The organism is Streptococcus sp. Marseille-Q3604, assembly GCF_916619785.1.
Lineage (GTDB): Bacteria > Bacillota > Bacilli > Lactobacillales > Streptococcaceae > Streptococcus.
Window position 1 is genome coordinate 793,700 of the sequence record NZ_CAKAKM010000001.1, and the last position, 19,247, is coordinate 812,946.

Sequence of the window (19,247 nt, forward strand, 5' to 3'; positions counted from 1 at the left end):
AAAAAACGAAGACGTTATTGAAAAAACACGCACTCTATACATTTATTAACCTTCTTCCGAAGTCTATCATATCCTTTTTTTAATCTTTAAGCAAGCATTTTCTCTAATTTTTAATCAATATAAAAAACGAATTATGATTAGTAACTAGGTCCTCATGAAAATAATCAAACCTTTTCATATAAGCATTTTCATGCATATCACTATTTATGGGAATTTCCTCTATAATCTAAGTTACTAATATTTTTTGAATAAACCTCTTCAGCTTTTGAATTTTTATCTAATTTTTTAATATAAACAAAAACTGTCTTGTAATAGACACAAAAGAGACTCACCCCTTATGGGATGAGTCTCTTTTTCGAAAACTGAAATAGTCTAACTAACTATGTTGAGGGATTTAACCTATGAACTATCTTAGTCTTCTTTTTTGCGTTTTCCTGCCAAACCAAGTCCAGCTGCCGCAAGGATTCCTCCGAGAGCCATAGCTGCCATAGACGCATCATCACCTGTTTCAGGGAGTGCTGGTCCTTTAGGAGCTTCTGGTGTAGTTGGTGGTGTCACTGGTGGAACCACTGGAGTTGGAGGAGTCGGTGGTGTTGGTGGTGTTGGAGGAGTTGGTGGTGTTGGTGGAGTCGGTGGTGTTGGAGGAGTCGGTGGTGTCACAATATTGTTGAACTCAGTATCTTCTGGCAATTGAGAAGTTACTGTCAAGACTTTACCGTCTTTAGTTACTGAAACAACGACTGTAGCAACCATCTTATCGTAGGTAACAGTTGCATCGTTACCTTGTACTTCTTCTACTGTGTAGACGTGAGTACCTTCTTCACCACGTTTGTACTCAAGAGCTGAGAACTTGATCTTACCGTTAGCATCATTGCTTACAGTTTCGATCACATTACCCTTGCTGTCTTTAAGTACGAAGCTAAACTCACCAGCTTTAAGTTCACGACCTTCAAGTTTCTTAGTGAATTCAAACTCAACCTTAGTTGGGATATTGACTACACGTTTTTCTGTTGGTTTTTCTGGTTTTTCAACAGATTTCTTAGTTGGGTCGTATTGGTGAACGATTTGTGACGCAGTATTTTCGATGTCTACACCATCTTTAGCAGTGCCTTTGATAGTTGCAGGAATATCGAACTTGTAGTAGCGTCCGAATGCCAATTTGGCAGTATCGATCACTTGTGTGTTTTCTGCATCGCCAAGTGACTTAGTAAGGTCAGCTTTAGATGTTGCAGTAATCACACCGTCAACGATTTGGATATCGAACTTAGCTGTCACATCTTCTCCTGTTACAGAGTCGTATGCTTTAATATCAGCAACATTGATGTTCAAGTTTTCGCTGTCATATTTATCTGTAACACCTACAGATTGGATATTGTGAGCGTCAGTGAAGTTAGTTGTGTCGAGCCATACTTGGTAGACAAACTTATCACCTTTCTTAAGTGTCTTAGTATTGATATTTTCAGCTTCGTTATTAGCTGTGCTGTCAGCGTAAGGATCTTTGTTAGTATCGCCTACTTTATCTTTCAACTCAGCATCATCGTCAACAAGTTTCATACCAGTGATATCGAATTTTTCTTTAGAAACAACGTATTTCTCTGGTTGGAACTTAGGTTTTTCTGGTGGACGAACAGTGTTGTTAAATTCTTTGTCTGCTGGGTCGTTCACTTTAGTGATAAGAGCTTTCGCTTTACCATCATGTGAGACTTCAACAGTGACAAGAGCTTTCATTGAATCGTAAGAAACAGTTCCGTCAGTACCCTTAACTTCTTCTACAGTGTAGTTGTGAGTACCTTCTTGACCTTTCTTGAATTCAAGAGCAGCAAATTTAACGTTACCTGCAGCGTCGTTCTTAACTGTTTGAAGGATGTTTCCATCTTTATCTTTAAGAACGAAGCTGAATTCATCCGCCTTAAGTTCACGGCCTTCAAGTTTCTTAGTGAAGTTAAATTCAACTTCAACTGGGATGTTTACGACACGTTTTTCTGTTGGTTTTTCAGGTTTCTTAACAGTCTTACTTTGTGGATCGTATTGGTGAACGATTTGTGAGGCTGTATTTTCGATGTCAACACCGCCCTTAGCAGATTGTTTAATTTCTGCTGGGATTTCAAACTTGTAGTAACGTCCGAAGGCGAACTTAGTTGTGTCGATAACTTGTGTATTTTCTGCATCACCAAGTGACTTAGTAAGGTCAGCTTTAGATGTTGCAGTGATTACACCGTCAACGAGAGTGATATCGAACTTAGCTGTCACATCTTCTCCAGTTACAGAGTCGTATGCTTTAATATCTTTAACGTTAACAGTCAAGTTTTCGCTGTCATATTTATCTGTAACACCTACAGATTGGATATTGTGAGCTTCAGTGAATTTAGTTGTATCCAACCATACTTGGTAGTATACTTTATCACCTTTCTTGAGTGTCTTAGTATTGATATTTTGAGCTTCGTTGTTATCAGTCTTATCAGCGTAAGGATTTGCGTTAGTATCTGCAACCTTATCTTTCAATTCGCTATCATCGTCGAGAAGTTTAACTCCTGTAAGATCGAATTTAGATTCGTTAAGGATGTATTTCTCTGGGTTGAAGTCTGGAGTATCTGGAGGAGTTACTTTGTTGTTGAACTCTTTATCAGCTGCATCTGTCACGTTAGTGATAAGTGCTTTAGCTGTTCCATCATGTTTAACTTCAACTGTAACAACAGCTTTCATACCGTCGTATTGAACTGTGCCATCAGTACCTTTAACTTCTTCTACTGTGTACTTGTAAGTACCTTCTTGGCCTTTCTTGTACTCAATAGCTTTGAACTTAACGTTACCTGAAGCATCGTTCTTAACAGTTTCGATGACATTTCCTGCTTCATCCTTCAATTGGAAGCTGAATTCGTTTGCTTTAAGCTCACGGCCTTCAAGTTTCTTAGTGAAGTTGAATTCAACTGAGATTGGAACGCTGTTTACACGTTTTTCAGTTGGTTTAGTAGGGATTTCTGTCTTCTTCGTTTGTGGGTTGTAGAAGTGAACTACTTGTCCAGCTGTATTTTCAATATCTACACCACCAGGAACAGAGTCTTTAACAGTGGTTGGGATATCGAATTTATAGTAACGGCCAAAGGCAAACTTAGTTGTGTCGATGATTTGAGTATTTGCATCGTCTCCAAGTGACTTAGTGAAGCCATCTTTAAGGTTAGCAGTAATCATACCATTTTCAACTTTGATGTCGAATTTAGCTGTTACATCTTCGCCTGTTACTGAATCGTAAGCTTTAATAGCTGAAGCATCAAGATCCAATTTAGTTTCATCGTAGTCATCAGAAATACCAACTGTTTGGATGTAATCCTTGTTGTTAGCATCGAATTGAGTTGTATCGAGCCATACTTGGTAAACAAGTTTATCACCACGTTTAACAGACTTAGTATTCAAGTTTTCAGCTTCGTTGTTTGATGCATCATCAGCATATGGGTTCGCATTTGTATCTGCGTACTTGTCTGCCAATTCTTTATCATCATCAACGAGTGAGTTACCCTTGATGTCAAATTTCTCTTTGTTCACAACATATTTCTCTGGTTGGAACTTAGGTGTTTCTGGTGGAACCACCTTGTTGTTGAACTCTTTATCGTTAGCGCCTGAAGCGAATCCGCCTGTTGAAGCGTGGTTAACGACAGTTGTGAGAACTTTGCCTTCCTTAGTAACTTCCACTGTTACAGTCGCTTTCATAGCATCGTAAGTGATTGAAGTATCTTTACCAGCTACTTCTTCAACTGTGTAAGTGAATGTCTTACCAAGATCTGCTTTGCTGAACAAGAGTTTTTCAAACTTGATGTGACCATCTTTATCGTTGGTTACTGTTTGAAGAACCTTGTTGTCTTTGTCTTTCAATACGAAGCTGAACTCACCTGCAGTCAACTCACGTCCTTCAAGTCGTTTAGTGAAGTTGAACTCGAGTGGAACTGGAACATTGTTTTCACGTGTTTGAGTTGGTTTTTCAGGAGTTGTAACTTTCTTATTGAATGGGTTGTATTGGTGAATTGTTTGGTTAGCTGTATTTTCAATATCTACACCGTCGTTTGCATCAATGTCTTTAACAACAGCTGGGATATCAAATTTATAGTAACGACCAAACTCGAATTTAGTTGTATCGATGACTGGAGTAGCATCTGTTGCACTAATAGCTTTAGTCAAGCTTGCTTTAGATGTACCGTAGAGAACACCATTTTCAACTTTAATATCGAACTTGTCTGTAACATCCTTACCAGTGATACCATCGTAAACCTTGATTTCAGAAGCGTCGATATCGAGCTTAGCTTCTTCGTAGTTATCTGTGATACCAACTGTTTGAAGGTTGCTTTCTGCAGTGAAGTCACGAGTATCAAGCCATACTTGATAGTAGATCTTTTGACCACGTTTGAGGGTCTTACCATTCAAGTTTTGGATTTCAACTTTATCAGCTGAATCGTCGTCATCAGCAAGTTTGTTACCAATGATGTCGAAGCTTGGTTCTGAAACAACATATTTCTCTGGTTTGAAGTTAGGAGTAACCTCGTTATCGAAGACACGATCGTCACCACCATAAGCATCTCCACCTACTGTAGCGTAAGAGATAACTGTTGACAATTGATCTCCTACTGAAGGTTGGATAACTTGAACAGTAACATTGACTTTCATGTTATCGTAAGTAACAGTTGTATCAGTTCCTTTAACTTCTTCTACTGTGTAGTTGAATGTCTTACCAAGATCTGCTTTAGCATAGTTGATAGTAGAGAATTTAACTTTACCTTCGGCATCATTCTTAACTGTTTCAAGAACATTACCTTTTTCATCTTTCAATTCAAAAGTAAATTCTTTATCTTGCAACTTACGTCCGTTAAGTGTCTTACCAAAGATCAACTCGATAGCAGTTGGAACGTTGTTAACACGTTTTTCAGTTGGTTTGTTTGGTTTTTCAACAGTCTTAGTAGTTGGGTTGTAATAGTTTACAACTTGAGCTGCTGTATTTTCAATTTCAGCACCATCGTAAGCACCGTCAGTAACCTTAGCTGGGATGACAAACTTGTAGTAACGTCCAAATTCGAACTTAGTAGTATCGATAATTTGAGTGTTTTCTGCATCGCCAAGTGACTTAGTGAAGCCAGCTTTAAGGTTAGCAGTAATCACGCCGTTAGCGATAGAGATGTCGAACTTGTCAGTAACATCAGCACCAGTCTTACCATCGTAAGCCTTGATATCTGATTGCTTAACTTCCAATTTAGCTTCATCATAATCATCGGTGATTCCAACAGTTTGGATGTTATCCTTGTTATTTGCATCAAATTTATTTGTATCAAGCCATACTTGGTAGTTAATAGTGTCGCCACGTTTAACAGCTTTAGTATTGATGTTTTCTGCTTCGTTGTTATCAGCTTTATCCGCATATGGGTTCGCATTTGTTTCTGCGTACTTGTCTGCCAACTCTTTATCGTCATCAAGAAGTTTAGTACCAGTGATATCGAACTTACCGTTACCATCGCTAAGAACGTATTTCTCTGGTTGGAACTTAGGTTCGTCTGGAGGAGTTACACGGTTGTTAAATTCTTTATCCGCAATGTCGCCTACAGTCGCGATAAGAACTTTAGCAGTACCATCGTGTTTAACTGTGACTGTTACATTCGCTTTCATTGTGTCATATGTAACGGTTGCGTCTGAGCCTTTAACTTCTTCTACTGTGTAGTTGTGTACGCCTTCTTGACCCTTCTTGAACTCAAGTTTAGAGAACTTAACGTTACCTGATGCATCGTTGCTTACAGTTTCAAGAGTCTTACCTTCTGAATCTTTAAGGACGAAGCTGAATTCGTTAGCTTTAAGCTCACGGCCTTCCAAACGTTTAGTGAAGTTGAATTCCACTTCAACTGGTACGTTGTTAACACGTTTTTCAGTTGGTTTGTTTGGTTTTTCAACTTTCTTAGTTGTTGGGTTGTAGTAGTTAACTACTTGAGCCGCAGTATTTTCAATATCTACACCACCAGGTACATCAGCTTTAACTGTTGTTGGGATGTCGAACTTGTAGTAACGTCCAAAGGCGAACTTAGTTGTATCGATCATTTGAGTGTTTTCAGCATCGCCTAGTGACTTAGTGAAGCCATCTTTAAGAGTTGCAGTAATCACACCGTTGTTAACAGTGATATCGAATTTAGCTGTAACATCATCACCTGTTACTGAATCGTAAGCTTTGATCTTAGTAGCGTCAAGATCCAACTTAGTTTCATCGTAGTCATCTGAGATTCCTACTGATTGGATGTTGTCCTTGTTAGCTGCGTCGAATTTAGTTGTATCCAACCATACTTGGTAAACCAACTTATCGCCACGTTTAACAGTCTTAGTATTCAAGTTTTGAGCTTCGTTGTTAGACGCATCGTCCGCATATGGGTTCGCATTTGTATCTGCGTACTTGTCTGCCAACTCTTTATCATCATCAACGAGCTTGTCACCTGTGATATCGAATTTCTCTTCAGAAACAACATATTTCTCTGGTTGGAACTTAGGTTCTTCTGGAGGAGTTACACGGTTGTTAAATTCTTTGTCCGCAATGTCGCCTACAGTCGCGATAAGAACTTTAGCTGTTCCATCGTGTTTAACTGTAACTGTTACATTCGCTTTCATTGTATCGTATGTAACGGTTGCGTCTGAGCCTTTAACTTCTTCTACTGTGTAGTTGTGTACGCCTTCTTGGCCTTTCTTGAACTCAAGTTTAGAGAACTTAACATTACCTGATGCATCGTTGCTTACAGTTTCAAGAGTCTTACCGTCTGAATCTTTAAGGACGAAGCTGAATTCGTTAGCTTTAAGCTCACGGCCTTCCAAACGTTTAGTGAAGTTGAATTCCACTTCAACTGGTACGTTGTTAACACGTTTTTCAGTTGGTTTGTTTGGTTTTTCAACTTTCTTAGTTGTTGGGTTGTAGTAGTTAACTACTTGAGCTGCTGTATTTTCAATATCTACACCACCAGGTACATCAGCTTTAACTGTTGTTGGGATGTCGAACTTGTAGTAACGTCCAAAGGCGAATTTAGTTGTGTCGATCACTTGAGTGTTTTCTGCATCGCCAAGTGACTTAGTGAAGCCATCTTTAAGAGTTGCAGTAATCACACCGTTGTTAACAGTGATATCGAATTTAGCTGTAACATCATCACCTGTTACTGAATCGTAAGCTTTGATCTTAGTAGCGTCAAGATCCAACTTAGTTTCATCGTAGTCATCTGAGATTCCTACTGATTGGATGTTGTCCTTGTTAGCTGCGTCGAATTTAGTTGTATCCAACCATACTTGGTAAACCAACTTATCGCCACGTTTAACAGTCTTAGTATTCAAGTTTTGAGCTTCGTTGTTAGACGCATCGTCCGCATATGGGTTCGCATTTGTATCTGCGTACTTGTCTGCCAACTCTTTATCATCATCAACGAGCTTGTCACCTGTGATATCGAATTTCTCTTCAGAAACAACATATTTCTCTGGTTGGAACTTAGGTTCTTCTGGAGGAGTTACACGGTTGTTAAATTCTTTGTCCGCAATGTCGCCTACAGTCGCGATAAGAACTTTAGCTGTTCCATCGTGTTTAACTGTAACTGTTACATTCGCTTTCATTGTATCGTATGTAACGGTTGCGTCTGAGCCTTTAACTTCTTCTACTGTGTAGTTGTGTACGCCTTCTTGGCCTTTCTTGAACTCAAGTTTAGAGAACTTAACATTACCTGATGCATCGTTGCTTACAGTTTCAAGAGTCTTACCGTCTGAATCTTTAAGGACGAAGCTGAATTCGTTAGCTTTAAGCTCACGGCCTTCCAAACGTTTAGTGAAGTTGAATTCCACTTCAACTGGTACGTTGTTAACACGTTTTTCAGTTGGTTTGTTTGGTTTTTCAACTTTCTTAGTTGTTGGGTTGTAGTAGTTAACTACTTGAGCTGCTGTATTTTCAATATCTACTCCGCCTTTAACATCAGCTTTAACTGTTGTTGGGATGTCGAACTTGTAGTAACGTCCGAAGGCGAATTTAGTTGTGTCGATAACTTGAGTGTTTTCTGCATCGCCAAGTGACTTAGTGAAGCCATCTTTAAGGTTAGCTGTGATCACACCATTGTTAACAGTGATATCAAATTTAGAAGTTACATCGTCTCCTGTTACAGAGTCATACGCTTTAATCTTAGTAGCGTCAAGTTCCAACTTAGTTTCGTCGAAGTCATCTGAGATACCAACTGTTTGGATGTTATCTTTGTTGTTTGCGTCAAATTTAGTTGTATCCAACCATACTTGGTAAACCAACTTGTCGCCACGGTTAACAGTCTTAGTATTTAAGTTTTGTTTTTCGTTGTTTGATGCATCGTCAGCGTATGGGTTCGCATTTGTGTCTGCGTACTTGTCTGCCAACTCTTTATCATCATCAACGAGTTTGTCACCAGTGATATCGAATTTCTCTTCAGAAACAACGTATTTCTCTGGTTGGAACTTAGGTTCTTCTGGAGGTGTTACACGGTTGTTAAATTCTTTATCCGCAATGTCGCCTACAGTCGCGATAAGAACTTTAGCTGTTCCATCGTGTTTAACTGTAACTGTTACATTCGCTTTCATTGTGTCGTATGTAACGGTTGCGTCGCTTCCTTTAACTTCTTCTACTGTGTAGTTGTGTACGCCTTCTTGGCCTTTCTTGAACTCAAGTTTAGAGAACTTAACGTTACCTGATGCATCGTTGCTTACAGTTTCAAGAGTCTTACCTTCTGAATCTTTAAGGACGAAGCTGAATTCGTTAGCTTTAAGCTCACGGCCTTCCAAACGTTTAGTGAAGTTGAATTCCACTTCAACTGGTACGTTGTTAACACGTTTTTCAGTTGGTTTGTTTGGTTTTTCAACCTTCTTAGTTGTTGGGTTGTAGTAGTTAACTACTTGAGCCGCTGTATTTTCAATATCTACTCCGCCTTTAACATCAGCTTTAACTGTTGTTGGGATGTCGAACTTGTAGTAACGTCCAAAGGCGAACTTAGTTGTATCAATGATTTGAGTGTTTTCAGCATCGCCTAGTGACTTAGTGAAGCCATCTTTAAGGTTAGCTGTGATCACACCATTGTTAACAGTGATATCAAATTTAGAAGTTACATCGTCTCCTGTTACAGAGTCATACGCTTTAATCTTAGTAGCGTCAAGTTCCAACTTAGTTTCGTCGAAGTCATCTGAGATACCAACTGTTTGGATGTTATCTTTGTTGTTTGCGTCAAATTTAGTTGTATCCAACCATACTTGGTAAACCAACTTGTCGCCACGGTTAACAGTCTTCGTATTCAAGTTTTGTTTTTCGTTGTTTGATGCATCGTCCGCATATGGGTTCGCATTGGTGTCTGCGTACTTGTCTGCCAACTCTTTATCATCATCAACGAGCTTGTCACCAGTGATATCGAATTTCTCTTCAGAAACAACGTATTTCTCTGGTTGGAACTTAGGTTCTTCTGGAGGTGTTACACGGTTGTTAAATTCTTTGTCCGCAGGGTCTGTCACGTTTGTGATCAAGGCTTTCGCTGTACCATCATGAGAAACAGTAACAGTTACAACAGCAGCCATTTCATCGTAAGTGACAGTTGCATCTGTACCCTTAACCTCTGTTACAGTGTACTTGTAAGTACCTTCTTGACCCTTCTGGTATTTAAGGGCTGTAACAGTTTTACCAGCTTTATTTGTGTAATCTACTGGAGAGAATTTAATCTTACCAGCTGCATCGTTGGTTGCAGTTGCAATCACAACATTGTCGCTATCTTTCAACTCGAATGTGAATTCGCCAGCTTTAAGGTCACGACCTTCCAATTTCTTAGTGAAGTTGAATTCTACTGAGATTGGAACACTATTTACACGTTTTTCAGTTGGTTTGTTTGGTTTTTCAACTGTCTTGCTTACTGGGTTGTAGTAGTTAACAACTTGGGCTGCTTTGTTTTCGATATCTGCACCAGCTACAACATCGTCTTTCACTGTTGCTGGAATATCAAATTTATAGTAGCGTCCAAATTCAAACTTAGTCGTATCGATGATTTGTGTATTTTCAGCGTCGCCAAGTGACTTAGTGAAGCCAGCTTTAAGGTTAGCTGTAAGAACACCATTGTTATCAGCGATATCGAACTTGTTAGTAACATCTGCACCAGTTACAGAATCATAAACCTTGATTTCTGAAGCATTAACAGTCAATTTATCCTTGTCGTAGTTATCTGTGATTCCTACTGTTTGGATATTGTCTTTGTTGCTTTCATCAAATTTAGTTGTATCCAACCATACTTGGTAGTAAAGTTTTTGACCACGTTCAACTGTCTTGGTATTCAAGTTTTCCAATTCGTTGTTGGCAGTTGTATCGACATATGGATTGGTGTTTGTTTCACCATATTTATCTGTCAATTCAGAATCATCATCAACGAGTTTAGTACCAGTGATATCGAATTTCGCTTTAGAAACAACGTATTTCTCTGGTTGGAACTTAGGTTCTTCTGGAGGTGTTACACGGTTGTTGAATTCTTTATCAGCAGCATCTGTTACGTTGGCAACGATTGCTTTAGCTGTACCGTCGTGTGAAACAACAACTTTAACAGTGGCAACCATTGTGTCGTATTTGACAGTTGTATCTGTACCAGGAGTTTCTTCTACTGTGTAGTTGTAAGTCTTACCAAGATCATCGCGACCAAATTTAAGAGTCTTGAAGACAATCTTACCAGCAGCGTCGTTCTTCACGCGTTCAACTTCAACGCCGTCTTTCTTCAATACGAATTCGAATTCGTTAGCTTGAAGTTCACGACCTTCCAAACGTTTAGTGAAGTTCATTTCCACTGGAACTGGAACGCTGTTAACACGTTTTTGTGTTGGTTTTTCAGGTTTTTCAACTGTCTTGCTTACTGGGTTGTAAACGTGAACTGTTTGGTTGGCTTTATTTTCAATATCAGCACCAGCTTTAACAGATTCTTTAACAGTTGCTGGGATATCAAATTTATAGTAACGTCCAAAGGCGAATTTAGTAGTATCGATAACAGGATTGTTTACTTTATCTTTGATAAATTCATCTTTAGAAGTTGCAGTGATTGTGCCATTTTCAACTTTGATGACGAATTTAGCAGTCACGTCTGCACCAGTTACTGAATCGTATGCTTTGATGTCAGCAGCGTTAACGTCCAATTTTTCTGCATCGTATGTATCAGATACACCAACGTATTGGATGTTGTTAGCTTCTGTGAATTTAGTAGTATCAAGCCATACTTGGTATACCAATTTAGAACCGCGTTCAACAGTCTTAGTATTCAAGTTTTCTGGTTCGTTGTTTTTAACACCATCAACATATGGATTCTCATTTGTTGCTGTGTACTCGTTACCAGGTACATCATCGTCGTCATCCATCAACTTGTCACCAGTAATGTCATATTTCTCTTTAGAAACGACAAATTTTTCTGGTTGGAATTCAGGAGTTTCTGGAGGAGTGACTTTGTTGTTGAATTCTTTATCTGCAGTACCGTCAGTTGCATTACCGTTGGCATCAACCCCACCAGTTGAAGATACGTTTGTAACCGTAGTCAATGAATGACCGTTCTTAGCAACTTCAACTGTAACAGTAGCTTTCATCTTATCGTAAGTCATACCAAACTCTTTGTTGGCTGGGATAACTTCTTCTACTGTATAAGTGTGAGTACCTACTTTAGTGTTGTCGAATGACAAGTTAGAGAATGAAACATTACCAGCAGCATCATTCTTAACTGTTTCAACTACTGCACCTGTAGAATCTTTCAATACGAAGCTGAATTCACCTGCTTTAAGTTCACGACCAGCCAATTTCTTAGTAAAGTCGAACTTAGTCACAACTGGAGCAACCACATAGTTGTTGAACTCAGTGTCTTCAGGCATTGTAACTGCCGCGTTCAGAAGACCTGTTTGAGCGTCTTTTGTGACATTGACAGTCACAACTGCGTTCATTGAATCATAATCAATGTTGGTATCTGTTCCAGCTACTTCACGTACAGTGTAAATGTGCGTACCTTCAGTTGCATATGAGATTGAATCAAATTGGATTGAACCATCAGCCGCATTCTTCTTAGTTTGGATCACATTGCCGTTTTCAAGCAATTCGAAGGTGAAGGCATTTGCTTCAAGAGTCTTACCTTCCAAACGTTTTGTGAAGCGGAATTGTGCTTGTGTTGGAGATGAAGTGAATGTATTGTTGAATTCTTTGTCGGCTGGAAGTGTATTCACAGCTTTAAGAACATGACCATCTTTAGTAACAGTAATTGTTACTTCAGCTTTCATTGTGTCATATTGCATACCAGCTTCAGAACCTTGAACTTCTTCAACAGTGTACTTGTGAGTACCAACTTGTGCGTTTGTGAATGTCAAATCGTCAAAGGCGATAACACCATTAGCATTGTTAGTCTTAGTTTGAAGAACAGTTCCGTTGGCATCTTTCAATACGAAGCTAAATTCACCATCTTTAAGTGCACGACCTGCAAGAGCTTTAGTGAAGTCAAAACGAGTCTTAACTGGTGCAACAGCAAAGTTGTTGAACTCAGTGTCTTCTGGCATTGTAACCTTAGCAGTCAAGATACCAGATGCAGCATCTTTAGTAACGTTAACAGTTACTACTGCATTCATATCATCGTAATCGATGTTTGTATCTGTTCCAGCTACTTCACGTACAGTGTAAGTGTGCGTACCTTCAGTTGCATATGAGATTGAATCAAATTGGATTGAACCATCAGCCGCATTCTTCTTAGTTTGGATCACATTGCCGTTTTCAAGCAATTCGAAGGTGAAGGCATTTGCTTCAAGAGTCTTACCTTCCAAACGTTTTGTGAAGCGGAATTGTGCTTGTGTTGCAGCAGGTGTGAATGTATTGTTGAACTCTGTATCTGATGGAAGAGTGTTTGTTGCTTTAAGAACGTGACCTTCCTTAGTAACAGTGATTGTTACTTCAGCTTTCATTGGGTCATATTGCATACCAGCTTCAGAACCACGAACTTCTTCAACAGTGTACTTGTGAGTACCAACTTGTGCATTTGTGAATGTCAAATCGTCAAAGGCAATCACACCACTAGCATTGTTAGTCTTAGTTTGAAGAACAGTTCCGTTGGCATCTTTCAATTGGAAACTGAATTCACCATCTTTAAGAGTACGACCTGCAAGAGCTTTGGTGAAGTCGAATTTAGTTTTAACAGGAGCTACAACGTAGTTGTTAAAGATCTTATCATCAGCACTTGATTTGAATCCACCTTCAGCACTGTATTTAACTGAAGCTTGTAAATCACCTTGAGCGTTCTCCGTTACATTAACAGTCATCGTAACTGTCATTGCATCGTAGTCAACGTTTGTATCAGAACCCTTTTGTTCAGTGATTTTGTATTTATATGTGCCAACTTTAGTAAAGGTAAGCTTGCTAAATGTCGCTTTGCCGTCCTTGTTAGTAACAGTTTCTTCGTGTTTATCAGAACTGCTTTTCTCTTCTGTTAACTTGAATGTGAACTCGCCATCTTTTAATACACGTCCTTCAAGTTGTTTTTCAACTTCTGGAGTAACTGTTACAGGTTCTTGCTTCACGTAGTAGTAAACAGGTTGTTTATACGGTGTCAAAGAGTTAAGCAAGTCAACGTTGGTACCGATACCATTTACTCCACGAATCAATTGTTCGTTCGGAGAAAGGTGTCCAATATTATCTCCCAAGAATGGAACAAAGACAGTCTTATACGGTGTGTATCCAGCAGCTTTTTGGAAGTCAAATGGAACTTCTTTACCATTTGCATAGGTTACACCTTTACTATCAGTGAAAGCAATTGTATTAAGAGGTGATTTCTTAACAGCTAATTCTTGTTTGTTGTAATCACCTGGTTTAATTGGTTTCGTTTCTGCTAGCAACATGTAGCCATCAGTGCTCAATGTACCATCAGAACGTTTGCTTTGTTGTTTTGGATCTAGAAGATAAACACGAACAACTACAGTTCCATCTTCACCCACGATTTCTTTAATACGTTTAATTCCTGCACGCTCAGCGTCCATGAATTTCGTACCAACAGTGTAAGGACGGCTTACATAACCTGATTGATCGTTTGCATCAGCTGCTTGATAAAGTTTGTATCCATCAAATTGGCGCTCTCCAGATGCTGTGAAGTTTTGACCTTCCATAGCTTTAAGAGTGTATGAAGCTAAGTCTACTTCATTACCATTTGCTTTATAATCTTGAACAGTTACATCAGTTTTATTCGCATTAAATGTTGGATTATTTTTATCAACTACTTTATAGTAAGTTGTTTTATTAACTGATACTGGAATCTTGGCATTAGTATCTGTAATCGTACGACCGTTATATGCTGGTTCTACAACGTTGATAATATCTGTTGATGTACGAGCAGCATAAACTGCATCATAAAATTTTTGTTCTTCAGTAGTAAGGTTATGTCCTGGAGCTACTAAAGCTTGAACACTTGCCCCAACTTCATATCCGTATTGAATAAATGGTTGGTCAGTTTTACCAGGACCAGCTCCTGTACCTGGATCGTAATCAACTTGCCAAGTCAATTCACCTTTAGATGCAGCTTTTGTAGTTGTGAATTTTTGAATACCGCTTGACGCTGTAATCGTTCTAGTTTCTACGACATTACCAGTCGTTTTATCGACCAATTCAACAGTTGTATCTGTTGAAGCATCAAATCTCTTGTATGCTCGAGTATAGTAGTTTGTATTGTAGCGTTCATTGAAACGAGTAAGGTCTACAATACTATAAGTGTAGACATCGCCTTCTTTAGCAGCATATCCTGATGGTACTGTTTGTGAACGAACACTTGCACCATTTGGATCCGTCATCTCAGGTGTAGCAACTTCACCGTCTTTTAAGAAAGTTGCTACAGCAACCGGCTCGTTATTGTGGTCTGTAGCGGCACGACGATTACGACGGCTACTTCTTGTTGCCAAAGCGCCAGCATTCGTCAAATCAGTTGCTGCACGGTCAAGCGTTGCACTACGAACTGCTGCTGATCCTACAGAATAAAAACGTGCAGAACCACGTGTGTTAAGACTTGTAGTTGCTGCCGCAGTTTCGGCTGCTGCTGTTTCTTCAGTTACTGGAGCGGCTGTTGCTGCAGTACGATTAGCCGCTGTTGCAGCTGGAGTTGCTGCAGCGGTTGTCGCTGAAGCTGTTGTTTCAACTTTACCGCTAGCTGCTGCAGTTGAAGCTGCAGTTGCTGGTTTAGCTGCTTCTGACGTAGCTTTTTCAGTTGGTTTTGCAGTCTCTGAAGCTGGTTTAGCTGCTTCAGGTTTTGCAGTTTCTGTAGCTTGTTTGTCAGTTGTCTCTGCGGCAACCTTATCTGTTGTTGAAGCTTCTGGCGTCAAGTTAAATGTTGACGCAGTTGCCTCAGTTGAAGATACAGCTGCAGTAGGATCTGCTTGAGCTGTTGATGCTGTTGACGTCTCAACCAGGTCTGAAGAACTCTCGCCCTCAACTGATGAACCAGGGTTTGATGAAGAAGCGTCAGGCGCTGTTACTTCATCAGCCTGTGCAGAATGAGCAGCAAAGAGTGCCGTTCCTAGCAAGACTGAAGCGACACCAAACGAATATTTACGCAATGAAAATCGTTGACGTCTGTTAAAAATGTCTTTCATTTCAAGTCTCCCTCTGTATGAAATAGTTAGTTATAGGTCACGAGTATACAAGAATCCTATACTTGAACTCATGATTCTATTACATTCTAACATTCTGACAATTCATGGTCAAGTGATTAATCGATATTTTTTAAAAAAAATCAAGTTGTCTGACAATTCAATTAACAACTTTCGCTCCTTTTTTATTCTTACAAGTGTAAAAACCTTGATTTTATTTGCTTTATACCGTTTTCAAATTTCTATTTTATTTTCTTTTCATTCCTAACTTTCTCATATTATTCAAGTAAGATGTCAGAGTTATGAGAGAGTTTAACTCATTTTATTGGCCGATATTCTCACTTTGATTCTAATTTTCACCTTCTTATTACAAACCATCCGATTCTGTAACACCCTCGATAAACCATTGATATACAATTTAATAATCCTCTTTCACGACTAAAGTCTCCCATTAGCATTTCAAAAAACTAAAAAACCCAAGTATCATAAACTTGGGTTCATAATCTTATGGGTTTCAGAGGTAAGTTCCTCTATTTTTTTCTGATATGGTTGTCATTCCAAGTCTGCAATTCTTGGTAGGACTTGACTTTCCCTTCTTCCTGAGTCGGTCTAAATGCCCTAACCGGTAACTCGTAGGCATCCTGGCCTTCAGATGCCATCCAATGGAGTAAGGTATTGAACCAGGTTTCAATGTTAATCTTGCTTGGAATGGTGTAGATCCTAGCATGTTTGGTCTTAATCGCTTCATAAGCATCCTTATGCTCTTTGGCAAAGTTGGTACTATCCATATTGAGGCTTCTGTCTTTTTCAGAAATGTAATAAAGAGCAGGCAGACTCGCAATTGGTGTTTCTCTTGGATGATCTAGATCCTTACCATTAGTTGCACCTGGCCACATTTCAAGACCAAAAGACTCTAAAGTCTTACGCATATCAACATTGGCGTAATCCAATTCCGAGTCCAAAGTATTCGAGTTAGCTGGAATATTCATTTCCTCAATCTTTTGTGTTTTGAGATTGAGGTATTTTTTATTAGAAGCAAAATCAGCTGATGACGCACCAAAAGGCATTTGTAAGTAAGCTTGTTCATTAAGCATGAAAAGCCTTAGACTTGCCTGATTTAAATAATCTTCATCCCCAGCTTTTTTAGCCAATTTCAAGAGGTCAATTTGTTTAGGTTTTTGATTTGGTTTTTCCGTGTCATACATATAGATATTAAAGTAGTCATACTTATAAAGTGTCTCACCCTTGGCATTTTTCTTACCAGATTCACCCCCCTTGTACTCCTGAGTGACTAAGTATTGACCAGCTACCCCCACAATGTTAAACATGTTTCTATCATGACCAGGATTTGGTGTCACGAGTAAAAATTCTTTATTATCTCCGAAGGTTTTCAGGGTGATTTTGAACAAGGGGTCTTCTGCATTGCTGCCGGAATAGACAGTCGTCCTCGACTTACTGGATGCAGCTGAACCTTTGGTAGCCTTACTGCTACTATTCACAGCAAAGAAGATAGCCGTCCCTGCGATTATAAAAAGCAATGCCACTAAGAGACCTATAAAAACAATTCTTGTGGACTTATCCCCCTTAGGTGTTGGTTTCTTTACAAACTTATTTTCCATAACAATCTCCATTTTTAGTATAGCATAGGTGGAGACTATTGATAAGGTAGATTGGTAGTCTAATAAGGTTGGATATTTTATTTTCATTTGACAAAATCTCTCGGACAGCGTACAATCAAGGCAAGTAACATTCGGAGGTAAATGGAGACATGAACAACTAAGTCTATTCACAATAAACCTGCTTTATTCGATAGATTGTTTTCATGTCTTTTTTGCGCTCTTTTTCTGTAGAAAATTTATTGGTGGTATCTGCGTTTTTTTGCATCCACACCATCACTATCTCCTAGAGGGCTTTTTAGCTAGATTCAAGACGGTTCTATCTTATAAGGTAGGACTGTTTTTTGACCTTTGATATTGTTTGAAGTAAGAACCATATTTTCCATGAAACACTATCAACAAGCACTCAGACCTAGGAGGTCCTATGATACAGATTCAACATCTAACTATTACCCATACCAAAGATTTGCGTGAACTCGTTCATGACTTAAATCTAACGATAGCTACTGGTGAAAAAGTCGCCATCATTGGGGAGGAAGGCAATGGAAAATCTAGTCTCCTTGCCCTTCTTGTCAATCCTAAAGCACATTTCGACCATCTTTCTTACGAGGGAACTATTAATAAACCAGATAGCCCACAGGTCTATATTCCCCAACAGATTTCGGATGACTTACAATCCCTAACCCTTAACGACTACTTCTTTGCGGATACTTATGACCTAGACTATGCTACCCTCTATCGTCTGGCTGATGAACTTCATTTTGATAGTGAGCGTTTTGCTAGCAGTCAGCTTGTCTCCTCTCTGTCAGGTGGCGAGAAACTCAAAATTCAACTCATCCGAGAATTAGCCCGTCCCCACGACATCATTTTTCTTGATGAGCCCTCAAACGATATGGACTTGACTACTATGACTTGGCTAAAAAATTTTATCAAACATTCTGATCAAACCATAATCTATATCTCACATGACGAAGACCTACTAAGCCAGACAGCAGATACCATTATCCATCTGGAACTCCTTAAACGTCGCCGTCAGGCAAGGACTAGTGTGGAGCACCTCGACTATGATAACTATAGCCAGCAACGCACTGATGCCTTCCAGCAACAAATGCAGCAAGCGAAAACCGAGAAAAAAGCCTATGACAAAGCCATGGCCAAGCATCGCCGTATCAAACAAAATGTCCAAACTACCCTACGTAATACGCATGATAGCACGCAAGGACGATTGGTTGCCAAAAAGATGAAAGCAGTCCTCTCGCAAGAGAAACGCTACGACCGTCTTGCCCAAGATATGACACAAATGCCTGATAAAGAAGACAGTATTGAACTATTCTTCTCTCATATCACTCCTCTACCTCAGGGAAAATATCTCTTAAATCTGGATGAAAAGCAGATAAACATCGCTCCTCACCTAACCATTGACCATCTCAAACTTTCTTTGAAAGGGCAAGAAAAAATTGGTATTGTTGGAGATAACGGCTGTGGTAAATCTACTCTCTTACACTTTCTCTACCAAGAACTTAGCAAGAAGACAGACCTGACTATTGGCTACATGCCTCAACATTACGATACTATCTTGCAAAATGATTTGTCACCGATAGCGTTTTTAAGTAAGACAGGCGACAAAACTGAGAGAGAAATCATAAGTTCCCATCTCGCCAACCTCAACTTTAGTCATGATGAAATGAGCCATGCCATTTCTGATTTATCTGGAGGACAGAAAGGAAAACTACTCCTGCTACACCTGGTCTTAGAAAGCCCTCAGCTCCTTATCTTAGATGAACCAACCAGAAATTTTTCACCCACCTCACAACCCCAAGTCCGACAGCTCTTCGAGAACTATCCAGGTGCCATTCTGACAGTCTCACATGATGTCAACTACCTCAGACAAGTCTGCCAAAAGATTTATCGCCTGGACTCACACGGTTTAAAAGAAGTTGAGATTTAAGATATCAAATCTATCGTTTTTACAAGAAAAGTCTCAAAAGAAACATCTTCTTCATATGCAAAAAAACTCAGGCA

General features: G+C 39.3%; 3 protein-coding genes. 1 reads left to right on the top strand and 2 read right to left on the bottom strand.

The window, feature by feature from the left end; all coding sequences use genetic code 11:
- Window positions 1-411: 411 nt before the first annotated feature.
- On the bottom strand, window positions 412-15,612 hold the full coding sequence (locus LG375_RS03330; RefSeq protein WP_225745287.1) for an SspB-related isopeptide-forming adhesin: 15,201 nt from the start codon (window positions 15,610-15,612) through the stop codon (window positions 412-414).
- Window positions 15,613-16,139: 527 nt separating this feature from the next.
- Window positions 16,140-17,228, bottom strand: coding sequence for a hypothetical protein (locus tag LG375_RS03335; protein WP_225745288.1), 1,089 nt, complete (start codon window positions 17,226-17,228; stop codon window positions 16,140-16,142).
- A 421-nt stretch (window positions 17,229-17,649) separates the two neighbouring features.
- Between LG375_RS03335 and LG375_RS03340 the strand changes: the two genes are divergently transcribed.
- Complete coding sequence (locus LG375_RS03340) at window positions 17,650-19,173, top strand: ATP-binding cassette domain-containing protein (RefSeq protein ID WP_225745289.1); 1,524 nt, start codon at window positions 17,650-17,652, stop codon at window positions 19,171-19,173.
- Window positions 19,174-19,247: the final 74 nt, after the last annotated feature.